14 protein-coding genes are annotated in these 13,311 nt (G+C 68.1%); 8 read left to right on the plus strand and 6 right to left on the minus strand.

Features of this window, described 5'->3' with window-relative positions; genetic code table 11:
* Window positions 1–72: 72 nt before the first annotated feature.
* Together VI056_01250 and VI056_01255 are read right to left on the minus strand one after the other, a co-directional pair.
* Complete coding sequence (locus VI056_01250) at window positions 73–948, minus strand: hypothetical protein (protein ID HEY6201644.1); 876 nt, start codon at window positions 946–948, stop codon at window positions 73–75.
* Window positions 945–2,114 (minus strand): response regulator, encoded by a 1,170-nt coding sequence (locus VI056_01255; GenBank protein ID HEY6201645.1) that lies wholly within the window; start codon window positions 2,112–2,114, stop codon window positions 945–947. The genes VI056_01250 and VI056_01255 overlap by 4 nt, the downstream gene beginning before the upstream one ends.
* 49 nt (window positions 2,115–2,163) lie before the next feature.
* Between VI056_01255 and cpaB the strand changes: the two genes are divergently transcribed.
* Window positions 2,164–2,922 carry a Flp pilus assembly protein CpaB gene (cpaB, locus tag VI056_01260; protein HEY6201646.1) on the plus strand — a complete coding sequence of 253 codons (759 nt, stop codon included), beginning with the start codon at window positions 2,164–2,166 and terminating at the stop codon, window positions 2,920–2,922.
* Between the two features lie 11 nt (window positions 2,923–2,933).
* Here cpaB and VI056_01265 read toward each other — a convergent pair whose 3' ends face one another.
* Genes VI056_01265 through VI056_01275 form a run of 3 tightly spaced genes read right to left on the minus strand, consistent with a single transcriptional unit; the run spans window position 2,934 to window position 5,091 of the window.
* Window positions 2,934–4,184 (minus strand): pilus assembly protein TadG-related protein, encoded by a 1,251-nt coding sequence (locus VI056_01265; GenBank protein ID HEY6201647.1) that lies wholly within the window; start codon window positions 4,182–4,184, stop codon window positions 2,934–2,936.
* Window positions 4,181–4,678 (minus strand): TadE/TadG family type IV pilus assembly protein, encoded by a 498-nt coding sequence (locus VI056_01270; protein HEY6201648.1) that lies wholly within the window; start codon window positions 4,676–4,678, stop codon window positions 4,181–4,183. Before VI056_01270 ends, VI056_01265 begins: the two co-directional genes overlap by 4 nt.
* On the minus strand, window positions 4,675–5,091 hold the full coding sequence (locus VI056_01275; GenBank protein ID HEY6201649.1) for a TadE family protein: 417 nt from the start codon (window positions 5,089–5,091) through the stop codon (window positions 4,675–4,677). Before VI056_01275 ends, VI056_01270 begins: the two co-directional genes overlap by 4 nt.
* 48 nt (window positions 5,092–5,139) lie before the next feature.
* On the opposite strand from VI056_01275, the gene VI056_01280 reads away from it, so the two are divergent.
* From VI056_01280 to VI056_01305, 6 genes are read left to right on the plus strand one after another with little or no spacing between them, the layout of a single operon-like run.
* Window positions 5,140–5,457: a rhodanese-like domain-containing protein gene (locus VI056_01280; GenBank protein HEY6201650.1), complete on the plus strand. Its 318-nt coding sequence runs from the start codon at window positions 5,140–5,142 to the stop codon at window positions 5,455–5,457.
* A gap of 14 nt (window positions 5,458–5,471) precedes the next feature.
* On the plus strand, window positions 5,472–6,248 hold the full coding sequence (locus tag VI056_01285) for a VIT1/CCC1 transporter family protein (GenBank protein ID HEY6201651.1): 777 nt from the start codon (window positions 5,472–5,474) through the stop codon (window positions 6,246–6,248).
* Between the two features lie 10 nt (window positions 6,249–6,258).
* A complete protein-coding gene (locus tag VI056_01290; protein ID HEY6201652.1) occupies window positions 6,259–7,614 on the plus strand; it encodes an MBL fold metallo-hydrolase in 1,356 nt (451 codons plus the stop codon).
* 59 nt (window positions 7,615–7,673) lie between these two features.
* Window positions 7,674–8,936: a glycosyltransferase family 4 protein gene (locus VI056_01295; GenBank protein ID HEY6201653.1), complete on the plus strand. Its 1,263-nt coding sequence runs from the start codon at window positions 7,674–7,676 to the stop codon at window positions 8,934–8,936.
* Entirely contained in the window at window positions 8,933–10,144 is a 1,212-nt protein-coding gene (locus VI056_01300) for a glycoside hydrolase family 130 protein (protein ID HEY6201654.1), read from the plus strand. Before VI056_01295 ends, VI056_01300 begins: the two co-directional genes overlap by 4 nt.
* Window positions 10,145–10,146: 2 nt before the next feature.
* Window positions 10,147–11,262 carry a hypothetical protein gene (locus VI056_01305; protein HEY6201655.1) on the plus strand — a complete coding sequence of 372 codons (1,116 nt, stop codon included), beginning with the start codon at window positions 10,147–10,149 and terminating at the stop codon, window positions 11,260–11,262.
* On the opposite strand, the gene VI056_01310 is transcribed toward VI056_01305, so the two are convergent.
* Window positions 11,259–12,272: a sulfite oxidase gene (locus VI056_01310; protein HEY6201656.1), complete on the minus strand. Its 1,014-nt coding sequence runs from the start codon at window positions 12,270–12,272 to the stop codon at window positions 11,259–11,261. The genes VI056_01305 and VI056_01310 overlap by 4 nt on opposite strands.
* Before the next feature lie 43 nt (window positions 12,273–12,315).
* Here VI056_01310 and VI056_01315 point away from each other — a divergent pair, with 43 nt between their 5' ends.
* Window positions 12,316–13,305, plus strand: a complete 990-nt coding sequence (locus VI056_01315; protein HEY6201657.1) for a molybdopterin-dependent oxidoreductase — start codon at window positions 12,316–12,318, stop codon at window positions 13,303–13,305.
* Window positions 13,306–13,311 lie beyond the last annotated feature (6 nt).

Consider the following 13,311-nt stretch of genomic DNA (forward strand, 5'->3'; position numbering starts at 1 on the left):
CGCCGCAGTAACGAAGCCCGGGCCCAGGCAGTTTTGAGGGTTCGTTGACTGTCGGCGGCCGTCAGCGCCGGCCTAGAAGGAAGCGTTCACCGTCGCGAGGCTCTCCCGGATCCAGCCGGCCGTCGCGGCGACGTCATCCGGCCACCCGGAGAAGAAGAGGCGATCCGTCTCGTCCTCGATCCGCCGGCGCGCGTTCGCGCCCTTTTCGGTCGTCCGCGGCGGATCGCCCGCCGCGACGAGGCCGTCGCGCCGGAGGCGCGTCAGCTCTGCCGCGACGTCGGCGGGTCGCTGGGAGGTCAGCTTCGCGGCGAGATCAGCCTCGCTGGCGGCCTCGCCGCGCCAGATGCGGGTGAGGGCATCCAGCGTCGGGCCATCGAGGCCGGCCTGCCGCCAGGCCGCCATGTGGCAGTCGTCCCGTGCCTGCCAGAGACCAAAAACTGCGTTCTCGAGCGCGATCATCGGATGCGCCGTGGCGTCGCCGGCCATGCGCGCGGCCCTGGGGATGTGTGAGTGCCAGCGCCCGTCGAGGCTCGCAGCCGTCGCCTCGAAAGCGCCGTGCAAGAGGGACGCGAGCCGCGCGAGATCCTCCTTCGCGAGTGGCGACGGCAGCGTTCCGAGGTACGCATCGGCCTCGCGGCGGTAGCGTTTGAGGAGCTCGCGACCCTTCGGCGTGAGGTCCCAGCGCCCGTCCTTCTCGTCGACCAGGCCGGCGTCACGCGCCGCGGCGGAGGCGGCTTGCTGCTGGTCCCACTGGGTCGCGTAGGGGTTCCACATCTCGCTGAAGCGCCCGCCGCCTTGCGGAGCGACCCCGCCGATGGCGAAGAACAACGCGGGTCGATCGATCCCGAGCTCCTCCAGGAGGCGCAGCGGGAATGTGAACTTCGTCCGCCGCTTGTTCAGGAACTCGGGAAAGAGCGGCACGAGCTCCAGCGGATAGGGCGCTCTCATGCGGGCACCGCTTTGCGCGTCGCTAGTCGCAGCGCGAGCTGCTTCAGCGCGATGGCGGTCTTGTCGTTCGGCTCCGCGAGGATGTAGGGCACGCCGAGGTCCGCGGCCGCATCTGCCTTCTCCGCGAACGGAACGATGTTGTCGGGCTTCCGCTTCAGGAACTTCGCGATGCCCTCGTCCTCGATGCCCTTCGCCGTGCTGCGAACGAGCGCGACGAGGATGCGCTCGTCGGCGATGCCGATACGCGTGAGCATCGCAAGCGTGTCGGATGTACCCCGGAGCGATGCGAGATGTGGTGCGGTAACAACGCAGACGATGTCGGTGACATCGAGCGCCGCGAGCGTGATCTCGTCGAGCTTCGTCGCGAGATCGAGGACGACTGCGTCGCGTCCGCCACGAGCGAGATCGATCGCCTGCTGGACCGCGCCGACGCTCACCAGCTCGGCCTCCTCCGGTGACGCTGGCGCAGCGAGGACACGTACGCCGCTCTTGTGGTCGGCCAGGAACCGATTGAAATCGTCCTCGGTCACACGGCCGATGTCACCGCGCGCGAACTCCACGATCGTCGTCCGGGGACGTAGGTCGAAGAACATCGCGGCGTTACCGAACTGAAGGTTCAGGTCGAGCAACACGACGGACTTACCGTCTGTTGCGAGAGCCGCTGCGACGTTGGCCGCGAGTGTGGTCGCGCCCACGCCGCCCTTCCCGTGCGCGAAAGCGATGACCATGCCCAGCTTGCGTGGCGTCGCGACCACTTCAGCAACGGTTCGGGTGTGTCGCAGGATCGTTTCGATCTTCGCAGCCAGGACGGCGAGGTCGATCGGCTTGCCGATGTAGTCGTCCGCGCCGTGCGCGTAGCCGGCCAGGATGTCCGTCTCCTGCTTCGCTGCGGAGAGAACGATGATCGGTGTGCGCGCCGTACGCCGGTCCTCGCGCAGGCGTTTCACCAACTCGAGGCCGTTCATCAGGGGCATGTTCACGTCGGTCACGACGAGGTCGGGCGCGCCCTTGCTTTCGATGAGCTTTAGGGCATCGACACCGTTCGCGACCGCCTCGACCCGGTAACCGCGCTTCGCGAGATAGACCGTACAGAGCTTCCGGATCGGGTCCTCGTCGTCGACGCAGAGGATCTTCTCGCCCGCCATGCCTTCCTTTCGGCCTTCCACCCGCCGCTAGACTCGCCGCAGTGCGCGACCGCGAAACGATAGTGCTTCCTTGAGCACGGGAATCAATCTCGGAGACCCGTACAGCAGTCCGCGACGCTCGCGCCTGGCAGCCCGCATCCTTCTTGCGCTCGGAGTGATCATCGCCGTCATAGCGGGCGCGGGCACCTACTTCTACGCGGTCGCGGCGCGCACGGCTCCCCCGTCGGAGACCGCGATGGTCGACGTCCTTGTGGCCGCACGAGACATCGAGGCGCGATCCGCCCTCGGATCAACTGACGTCAAGGTCGTTCAGCTGCCACGCGACGCGGCGCCAGCCAACGCGCTTCACGATGCGACCGGCATGACCGGTCTGGTCACGACCGTCCGTCTTTCGGCGAACGAGCCGGTACTCCCGACGAAGATCGCGCTGCCGGGCAGTGAAGGTCACATCGCGGTCCTGCCACCCGGCCAGACCGTCGCGACCTCGGCCGCGTTCCGCGCGATGTCCGTGAACGTCCCGGATGCGAACGCGGCAGGTGGACTGATCGAGGCCGGGGATCACATCGACATCCTGTACACGCTCGCGATCATCGATCCGACGAAGCCGGACTTTGTCGGTCGCATCGTGCTCCAGGACATTCCCGTGCTCGCGAAGACGATCACGGTGTACACGCTTCGAGTCGACGCCACCACCGCGGAGCGCATCGCCGCACTCCAGGCGTCGGGCGGGAGCCTCCAGCTACTGCTTCGCGCGCCCGGTGATGCGCGACCCGCAGGCACCGCCGGCGCGAGCTTCTCCAATGAGGCGCAGCGAGTCTTGAGGCCCTAACTTCGCGCGAGCTATTCCACGAGTGATGGCACGCGCGTGCCCGCGACCGATCCCGCGGTGAAGCTCATCGTGAGCAGGTTGCCGCCCGCTATCCCGAGCTCGTACGCCACGATCTGCGACGCGATCGTCACGTTGTTCGCGGCGGTGATGGTGAGCGTCGCCGCGGGCACGTAGAGCGTTCCGCTGAGCGACGTTCCGGTCCGCACCGTGATCGCGACGGCGCCGGCGCAGCTGCGGTCTTGGAAGACGAGCATGCCAGCGTAGGAGCCGGTCGCGCCTGCTGATAGCGTCATCGTCCCCGAGCCGGCGAGCGACAGACTCCCGCAGACTCCGCCCACCGCCGGATAGTTCGCGTTGGCGTTGTACAGGAGAACACCGCCAGCGCCGGCGAGGATCAGCGAACCCGTGCCGGTCGTCGTGAGGCCGGCGCGAAAGATGTACCTCCCCGCGTTGAGCCTCGCGATACCGAGATTGCCGACGGTGACCAGTCCGGTGTACAGGCCGGGGCTCAGCGTCACCGTGGCGTTGGTGATGTTCTGCCCCGCGTAGCTCGGCACACCCGATGTCGTCGGACCAGCCAGCGATGAGAACGGATCGGCGACCGCCGCCGCACCCGTCGTCGGCGCCGGGCTCATGCGTCCCGCATCAGCCGCCCGCACGCCGCCGGTGAACTTGTGAAAGGTCGCGGTCAGGAAAGCACCGCCGCCCGCGATCTGTATCGCGTTGGCACTGGTCGTATTCGTGTTCGTGCCGCCGCCGGTGACCGTGAAACGCGTGCCAGTCGAAAGCCGGAACGTGGTGTTGCCACTTGGGCGCGTGACGATCACCGCCTGGCCCGAGCCGGACCGCGCGAGACCAGCGACGGCCCGGACCGTGATCGGGGTGCGACCTCCGCTTGCGCCGAAGAGGAATCTCGTGAGCACCTGCTCGGTGATCGTGACTTCGATATAGCCGGGATCTCCGATGAACGCCCCGGTCGTCGGTGGCGCCGCGGTGGTGAGGGTGATGAAACCGCCGTCCGTGTAGCCGTTGCGGGTCGCATCGGTCGCTGCGGCCGTGCGCGCCTGGGCAGCGCTGCCGCCCGCATAGAGCACAGCCGCGCCGGCCCACGCTCCCGCGTCCGCCGCCGTCTGCGCCGCCCGGCGCGCCACGAACAGCTGTCCGGTGTCGAGTGCGAGGCCGATACCGAGCAGCAGTCCGCCGAGCGCTAAGGCGATGAGGACGAGCGCCTGACCGCGCTCGTCGCGCGACCAGCGTCTCACTGCTCGATCACCAGCGTCGAACTGGATCGCAGGGTGATGCCGAGCCCGCTCCCGAGGAACACTTGCGAAAGGATCGGCGTGAACGGGAACGTCGCGGTCACAACGATGCGGCTTCCGCGGTTCGCGTTGCCGTCGGGCCAGGTCGACAGGACCGTCAGGTTGTTCGGCACGCCGGACGCATAGCCCCGGACCTGTGCGGTGATCGCGGTGTCCGTGTCCGGCGCCGTGTACGACGCCGCACCGGGGCCGGTCGGCGACGCGCTGAGAGCTCCGTGCACGATGCCGTAGCGCGTCCCCTCACGCACAGCCGTCGCCAGCGTGTTGCTGAGCCAGACCGCTCGGCCAGCATCAAAGAGGCCGACGATGAGAAGTAACAGGAGCGGTAGAACGAGCGCAGTTTCGACGAGAGCCTGTCCGCGCGAGTTGAGTGCGGACCCGAGAGACGGGCCGAGACGATCGACGCGGCGACGAGCGCCGCGCACGAACAGGGTCACGGGTAGTTCCTAAATGTCGCGGTCCGATCGAGCGAGAGCGAGTTCGGGACGAACGGCCAGGGCGCGAGCGTTCGATACGTGTACTGCACTCGCACGTTCACGAGCGACTCTCCACCCGCACCTGTCGTGTGAGTCACCGTGATCGTTGCCGCCGCGGGATCGACTCCCGCGATCCGGCCAAGCTCGTCGGTTGCGTAGGCGATGGCTTGAGCGTCGGTCGTGGCGGCGCGCGTCGCCCACGCTTCGGCGCCGGCGCGAGCGGAGTTCTGCACTCCCATCTGGGCCGCGAACGCCCGCGCCATGTCGGCGCCGCCGAGGATCGTGAACACAAGGAGGGACAGCGAGAGCGCGGTCTCGACCAGCGCCTGTCCGCTCTCGCCTCCGTGATGACCGTCTCGGGTCGCGCGACGCATGACTGCGCCTTCATTGTGCGGGTGGGTGTTTCCTCGCAGAATCGCCACATGCAACCCGACGAGCTCAGCAAACGGCGGGCGGAGTTCCATCTGCTCGACGTCCGCGAGGACGACGAGTGGGCGGCCGGCCATATCGAGGGAGCGCAACACATCCCGTTGGGGCAGCTGTCCGGCCGTCTCGGCGAGCTCCCGAAGGAGCGGACGATCGTCGCGGTCTGCCGGAGCGGCGGCCGGAGCGAAGCCGCGGTCCGCGGGCTGCGAAAGCTCGGCTACGAAGCGGAGAACCTCGAGGGCGGCGTGAACGCATGGGATCGTGCGAAGCTGCCGCTCGTCGACAACAGCGGCGGGCGCGGCCGGGTCATCTGAGTACGCTACGCGGGATGGCACAGCCCACCGCGAACGACGCGAGGCACCTCGACCGTGCTTGGCTCAAGCAGCATCTCGCCGACGAGCGCAAGGAAGCCGAGTGGCTCGGCGAGATCCGGGAAGCGCTCTTCGGAATGCAGGACGGGCTCGTCAGCACGCTCGCCGTCGTCAGCACCGTTGGCGCTGCGAGCGGCGATCGCTTCGCGGTCCTCGTAGCGGGGATCGCCTCCGCGCTCGCTGGGGTGTTCTCGATGGCAGCGGGCGAATACATGTCTTCGAAGAGCCAGCGCGAGATCTACCTTGCGCAGATCGAGAACGAACGCGAGGAGGTACGCGACCGCCCGGCAGAAGCGGAAGCGGAGGTCGCATACATGCTCGAGGCCGAGGGTCTCTCTGAGGCAGCGGCGCGACGGGTCGCGGCCGAGCTCGCGCGCGAGCCCACGGTGCTTCTGAAGACGATGGTCGAGAAGGAGCTCGGTCTCCTGATCGAGGAAGGTCCTGGCGCGCTACAGGGCGCGATCGTCATGGGCGGTGCTTTCGGGCTTGCTTCGCTCGTGCCCATCCTTCCATACCTGTTCGTCCCGATCGCCAGCGCGCCGGTCGCGTCCATCGTGCTGTGTGGCGTGGTCGTCTTCGGCATCGGCGTCGTGAAGAGCAGGTGGACAAGGGTAAGTCCGGTCCGATCCGGCCTCGAGGTCGTTGCGCTGACCGCGTTCGCCGGTATCGCCGGGTACCTATTCGGCTCGGTGTTGCCAAGCGTGCTCGGCTTCGCGGGACTCGGCGCGCCGTAGAGGATCGGCCGTGCTGCTCCAGCAATTCTTCGACGCCGGGTTGGGGCACGCGAGCTACCTCGTGGCCGATACGGACGCAGGCGTGGCGTTCCTCGTGGACCCTGACCGCGCCGTCGACGTCTATCTCGCGGCGGCGTCGAAGCTGGACGTCCTCATCACGCACTCGTTCGAGACGCACATACACAACGACTACCTGTCGGGCTCGCGCGCACTCGCCGAGCTGCGACCCATCGCGGTGGTCACGGGACAGCGTGCCCGGGTCGATTATCCACATCTCACGCTGAACGACGGGGCGAGTCTTGACGTCGGCGCGCTCCGCGTGCGGTGTGTCGCAACGCCCGGCCACACACCCGAGCACGTCTCGTTCCTCGTCAGCGACATGCGTCGTGCCGACGATCCGCAGTACCTGTTCAGTGGCGGCGCACTGCTCGTCGGACATATCGCGCGTGTCGACCTCCTCGGGCCTGAGCTCGAAGAGCCGCTCGCGCACGATGCGTACGCGACACTCCGCGACAAGGTGCTCAGCCTCTCCGATTACGTGGCCGTGTTCCCAACGCACGGCGGTGGCAGCGCATGCACCGCCACGGTGGAGACGTCGCGCTGGACGACACTTGGCTTCGAGCGCCGCCACAACGAGGTCGCGCTCGCGGCGGGCGGCGACTTCGGCCATTTCCGCGAAACGATCGCGCGCGGTCTGCCCGTCGCTCCGGCGTATTACCCGCACGTGCGCGCGCTCAACCATCGCGGCGCGACCCTCGCGGATCGCCGACCACTGCCGCTGCTGAGCGATCCCCTGCCGCCGAGCGCGGCGCTTCTCGATCCTCGGCCGCCGCACCTGTACGGCGCTGGTCACCGCCGCGGGGCGCTCAACATCGTGGGGAACGATGGCTTCGCGGTCCGCTGTGGCGCGGTCGTCCCGTTCGGTACATCCCTCGTCCTCCTCACGCGCGATGAGGAGCAGGCGGAGCGCTTGCGCACCCAGCTCGCGATGATCGGATTCGATGACGTCCGCGGCTACGCCGAGCCGATCGGGCCGACGGACGAGATGACGGCGACGACGCAGCAGGTCGACGCGCGCACCGCCGGACAGCTCGCAGGTGACGGTGCGCGTGTCGTCGACGTGCGCGAGCGATCGGAATACGACGATGGTCACGTGCCCGGCGCCCAACACATTCCGTACGAGCAACTCGAGCAGCGGATCGGCGAAGTGCCGCTCGATCGAACGCTCGTGGTGTATTGCGCGAGCGGCGTGCGCTCGAGCCTTGCCGCCGGCATCTTTGAGCGTCACGGCATCGCGGCCGCGAATCTCCGTGGTGGATTCAACGCTTGGCGGAACGCAGGGCTGCCTATCGAGGGCTCCGGCTAGCCTTACACTGACTACGGGCACTCCCCACGACCACCGATCTACTAAGGCGCCCACTACGGGTGGCCAGCGATCCCACCAAGACGAGCGCCCAGTCGGGAAATGGTGCTATGCGTATCGCCTTCGTCGCGTCCTCAGTCCCTCGCCGCTGTGGCATCGCCACGTTCACCGCGGACCTCTCCGCGGCCGTGAGATCGGCCGATCCGACCGTGCGGATCTACGCGGCGGCCATCGACGAGCCCGGCGCCGCACGTGCCTACGGGCCGGACGTCCGCTGGCGCATCCGTCAGGAGGAGCCGACCACATACCGCGACGCGGCGATCGCCATCAGCGCATCGAACGTTGACATCGTCAATGTGCAACACGAGTTCGGTCTCTACGGCGTGTGGCATGACGGAACCTACGACGATCACCTGCGCGTGTTCCTGGAGAACTGCACGAAGCCCGTGATCACGACGCTTCACACGGTCGCGCCGAAGCCGGAGCCTTGGGCGCTCGAGACCGTTCGCTACATCTCGGAGCACAGCGATCAGGTCGTTGTGATGGGCACGACCGCGGCGCGCCTGCTGGGCGAGGTCTATGGCGTAAGGCGTCCGGCGGTCGTGATCGAGCACGGCATGCCGGCCATCGAGCCGCGCGGCCGACATCGCCTGAAGCGTCAGCTCGGCGTCGAGGCGCGGCCGATCGTCTCGACCTTCGGTCTGGTCGACCCGCGCAAGGGACTCGAGTACGTCATCGAGGCGATGCCTCAGGTCGTCGCGCGGCATCCCACTGCGCTCTATCTTGTCGTCGGTCAGACGCACCCCGAGCTGCAGAAGCGGGAAGGCGAGGCGTATCGCAATTCGCTCATCGCGTCGGCGGCTCGTGTCGGGATGCGTGACCACGTCAAATTCGTCAACCAGTACCTGACCCAGCGGGAGGTCGTCGACTACCTGCTCGCGACCGATGTCTACGTCACGCCGTACCTCGACCCGAACCAGATCACGAGCGGCACCCTCGCGTACGCGCTCGGCGCCGGGAAGGCGATCGTCTCGACGCCATATCTGCACGCAAGAGAGGTGCTGGAGAGCGGCCGCGGGCTCCTCGTTCCGTTCCGTGATGCCGCGGCGGTCGCGACGGCCGTGAATTCGGTACTCGGCGACCCGGAGCGGAAGCGCGTGCTCGAGGCCCGCGCCTACGAGTACGGCAAAGAGATGTCCTGGCCTGCTATCGGCCGCCGAGTGCTCGCGGCCATGCGCGACATCCTCGACCATCGCATCGCAGTACCCGCGCTGGCGCCGGAGCCAGAGGAGCAGCCTGAAGACGAGGCGAGACCGATCGCATGAATCTCGGCGCTCGACTTCCGCAGAACCCACTCATCACCGCGCGCGACGTAAGACCGTCGCAGCCGTCGCTCGAGGTCGTGTCGGTCTTCAACGCCGCAGCGGCGCGCGTCGGCGACGAGACCATCCTGCTGCTCCGTGTCGCGGAGCGCCCCAGGACCGATCTCGCGCCAGGCCCCGACGCGCTGACGCTCGATCTTGCCGCGCCACATCCGATGCTCGTGCCCCTGCCCGCGCACTATCGCAAAGAGCAGCTCGTGGGGATGGCTTTTCTGGACACGCGCCACGGCGCTCCGCATGTCGTCGTGGCGTACCTACCAACGAACCTCCCGGGCCTTGACCTTCGCGACCCGCGGTCGATCCGCTACCGGAACGCGGCAGGCAATCTGCGCATGGCCAACGAGGGGTACATCGACTTCCTCGCGCAGATCTCGCATCTCCGCGTCGCGCGTAGCACCGATGGCGTCCGCTTCACGATCGACGAGACGCCGGCGATCGCGCCGCAGAACGACATGGAGGAGTACGGCGTCGAGGATCCGCGTGCGACGTTCATCGACGGGAAGTGGCACATCACGTATGTCTCCGTCTCTCGGTGGGGCATCACCACCAGCCTCGCGACGACGACCGACTTCCGGACCTTTGAGCGCCAGGGCGTGATCTTCCTGCCCGATCACAAGGACGTCGTGCTCTTCCCGAAGAGGGTCGGCGGCCGGTACGTCGCGCTCACGCGGCCGATGCCGGCGTCATTCAGCCGTATCTGCGGCATCTGGATCGCGTTCAGCGACGATCTCCGTTCGTGGGGCGGTCACGAAACGCTGTGCCTTCCACGCCCCGACCACTGGGATGAGCTCCGCACTGGCGGATCCGCGGTGCCGTTCCGCGTGGAGGACGGCTGGCTCGAGCTGTACCACGGCGTGGACCGCAACACCCGCTACGCGATGGGTGCGCTCCTTCTTGACGCGGACGACCCGCGCAAGGTCCTCGCGCGCTCGGCGCAGCCGATCCTGGAGCCATTCGAGGAATTCGAGCGCACAGGCCTCTTCAACGAGACGATCTTCTCGTGTGGGCATGTCGACCTTGGGGATGGCCGCATTCGCATGTACTACGGCGCTGCCGACTCGGTCGTGGCCGCCGCGGACTTCGACGTCCGCGACATCGTGAACAGCCTCGAGCCCTGGCCCGGCGCGGCAAAACGGCTCGTGCGGGTGTAGTCGTGTTGCGCCAGCTCGCTCGACTCACCGTCCCGGTCGAGTCCGCGGGAGAGCGCGCCTGCGCGATCGCCGTCTACGCCGATGCGGCCGATCGCACGATCCCGGCCGCCGAGCGCGGATACGAAGGGGTCGCATGCGTCGACGATGCATCGCGCGCGCTCATCCTCCTCAGCGACGTCTGGTCCGCGACCGCACTGCCGCGCATGCGCGAGTGGGCGGTCGGCCTGCTCGACTTCCTCCTGTACATGCAGCTGGATGACGGTCGCTTCGTGAACTTCATCGCCGATTGGTCGGGGCAGCGCAACGAGGCCGGCGTCACGTCGTTCCCGGGCGGGAATTTCTGGCACGCGCGCGGCGTGCGCGCCCTTGCACGTGCGACCGTCACGCTGAGCCCGGTCACCCTCAGCGGGGAGCGCGTGCGCGTCGGGCTGGAGCGCGGACTCGATCACATCCGTGTTGCGCGCGATGTACCGCCGGATGTCCGCTCGATCCACGTGCTCACGGCGCTGGAGCTTCTGCGTGCCGGCGCGTTCCCCGAACTGCGGGCGGAGCTTCCGACGTGGTGCGACGAGATCGCGGCGTGCCGGCGCGACGGCGTCTTGTTCGATAACCCTGATGAGACTGTTCCTCACCTGTGGGGCCATCAGCAGGAGGGTGTGCTCGCCGAGGCCGGCAGGTTCCTCGGACGCGACGATCTCATCGCGGTCGCACGCGAGAGTGCGCTTGCGTATCTCGCGTCGAAGATCGACTCGGGCTTCGACGAACCGACGGTCCAGCCATACGGCGTCGCCTCCGCGATCTACTCGGTCGAGCGCCTTCGCGAGATCACCGACGCTCCGCGCTTCGACGAGCTGTGGCGCTTGGCTCGCGCCTGGTTCGACGGTCGCAACCCCGCCCGAAGCGCGGTGTACGACCGCGAGGACGGACGCGTCTACGACGGGATCGACGACGGCGTACTGAACGTCCACTCCGGAGCGGAATCGAACGTGGTCGGCGCGCAGGCTCTCATCGGCCAGGTGATCCGCACCGCCGCGATGCTCGCTCCGCTCGTCGAGACCTGCTTCGCGCCCGAGATGCGCGAGCGTCTGGGCGGCGTACAGGAAGTCGGTCTCCGCTAGCCGATCGCGATCCGCACCGGTCGCACCGCGTTGTTCGCGTAGCCAAGAGCACCTCGTATCTCCTCGAGTGGCTGCCTCGTGCCGTCCGCGGTCACCGCACGTGCCTGCAGCACGAGCTGGCCGCTCTCATGCGGCGCGACCGCGGCGTGCCACGGCCGCCAGGCATAGGGGGAGAGCGCGTCGCCCAGCGTCGCGTCGCGCCAGGTGCGGCCGCCGTCGACGGAGAGGGCGACCCGCGCGAGATCGCCGCGCCCGCTCCACGCATAGCCGCGCGCAACGAAGGGGCGCGCAGCGAGGCGATCGCCGTCGCGCGGCCACGCGACGAGCGCGCGCGCCGCGATCTCACGCAGCGGCTTGTCCCCGACAACGTATCGCTTCGTCTGGAAGAAACCGTCGAACGCGCGCTCGAGGAGCCGCAGCCTCGTGAGCCACTTCACCGAGGCCATGCCATACCAGCCCGGGACGATGACGCGAAGCGGCGCGCCGTGCTGTGGCGGCAGATCTTCGCCGTTCATCGCATACGCGAGCAGGACGTCGTCGCGCATCGCGTCGGCGATCGGGAGCGATCTCTCGAACGCGATCCGCGTCCCGACGTCCGCGGGGGTTCCCGCGTCGGCGCCGATGCATAGGACTTCCACCGCCGTCGCCAGCGGCTGGGCCATCTCGAGCACGGCGCGCAGCGACGCGCCGGTCCACTCCGCCGTGCTGACCGCACCGGTGCGCCACTGCTCGCCGGCCACCGGCGGATCGACGAAGGCGCGGCCGTTGCCGGCGCACTCGAGCGTCACCACGAGCGACCGCGGTGGCAGGGAACGGATGTCATCGAGGTCGAGCTGCAGCTGCGCCCGCACCGCGCCTTCGATCGCGAGGCGTGCCGGCGCTTCCGGTCTGGGGAAATGATCGCGGACGTAGTGGCGCGATGCGGGCGTGATCACTCCGGTCTGTCGTTCGAGCCGAGTCTCCGCGTTCAGCGGGTCGCGGCTCAGGTAGATCAGGTCGTCGGCGCTCATGAAGGCCAAGTTTCCGGCATCGCCGCCGGGCTAGCATCCGGGGGTGCCACGGCGCCTCGTGAACCTCGCGTTTCTCGTCGTCGTGCCGCTCCTCGTCGCGACGGGCCTGCTCGCCTGGATCACGTCCAGCGCGATCGCGAACGCACTGCTCGTGACGCATCGGGTCGCCGGTGTCGGGCTCGTGATCGTGCTCGCGTGGAAGTACGGGATCGCCCGGCGCTCGGTCCGTCGCCGGTCGCGTGTGGGCGACCGTCTGGGCCTGGTCGTGGGCGGCCTCGCCTCCGTCGTGCTCCTTCTCGTGCTGGGCCTTGGCCTCGCATGGTCGCTCGGGATCGTGTCCTTCGACCGCCCTCTGGAGTACTCGCTTCTGAACGTGCACGTGTTCGTCGGTGTCGCGCTGGTCCCGCTGATGGTCGCCCACGCCGCGCGGCGCTGGGAATCGCGGCCGGCCGTCGCCGATCTCGGCAGCCGCCGGGTCGCACTGCGCGCACTTGCCGTCGGGTTAGGGGCGGTCGTCACCACTGTCGCGCTCGATCGCATCGGCCTCGTTCGCCGACCGACAGGATCGCGAGCGGCCGCCGCGCCCAGCGGAAATGACTTTCCGCTGACGATCTGGGCATTCGATGTCCCGCCAACGATCGATGTTGCGATCTGGCGCATTCAGGTCGACGGAGATGTGGCTTCGTCTGGCGCGATCGCCTATGACGATCTGCTCGCGATGCCCTTCACGGAGCGCGATGCCGTCCTCGACTGCACCGGAGGTTGGTGGACGGAGCAGCGCTGGCGTGGCGTGACCGTGGCCGACCTGCTCGCCCGGCACGGTGTGCGACCGTCAGCTGAGCGTGTCGATGTCGTGTCCCAGACGGGGCACGCTTGGTCCTTTCCCATCGACGAGGCGCAGCGGCTTCTTATCGCGACGCATGTTGGAGGCGAAACCCTGAGCACTGGTCATGGGTATCCCGCGCGGCTCGTTGCGCCCGACCATCGCGGATTCCAGTGGATAAAGTGGGTCACTCACGTGCATGTCGCTTAGCCTATG

The organism is Candidatus Limnocylindria bacterium (genome assembly GCA_036523395.1).
GTDB lineage: Bacteria > Chloroflexota > Limnocylindria > P2-11E > P2-11E > CF-39.

Coding starts and splice junctions, on each gene's coding strand:
- VI056_01250 (HEY6201644.1), bottom strand. CDS start 948: ATGAGAGCGCCCTATCCGCTGGAGCTCGTGCCGCTCTTTCCCGAGTTC.
- VI056_01275 (HEY6201649.1), bottom strand. CDS start 5,091: ATGCGTCGCGCGACCCGAGACGGTCATCACGGAGGCGAGAGCGGACAG.
- VI056_01280 (HEY6201650.1), top strand. CDS start 5,140: ATGCAACCCGACGAGCTCAGCAAACGGCGGGCGGAGTTCCATCTGCTC.
- VI056_01285 (HEY6201651.1), top strand. CDS start 5,472: ATGGCACAGCCCACCGCGAACGACGCGAGGCACCTCGACCGTGCTTGG.
- VI056_01300 (HEY6201654.1), top strand. CDS start 8,933: ATGAATCTCGGCGCTCGACTTCCGCAGAACCCACTCATCACCGCGCGC.
- VI056_01310 (HEY6201656.1), bottom strand. CDS start 12,272: ATGAGCGCCGACGACCTGATCTACCTGAGCCGCGACCCGCTGAACGCG.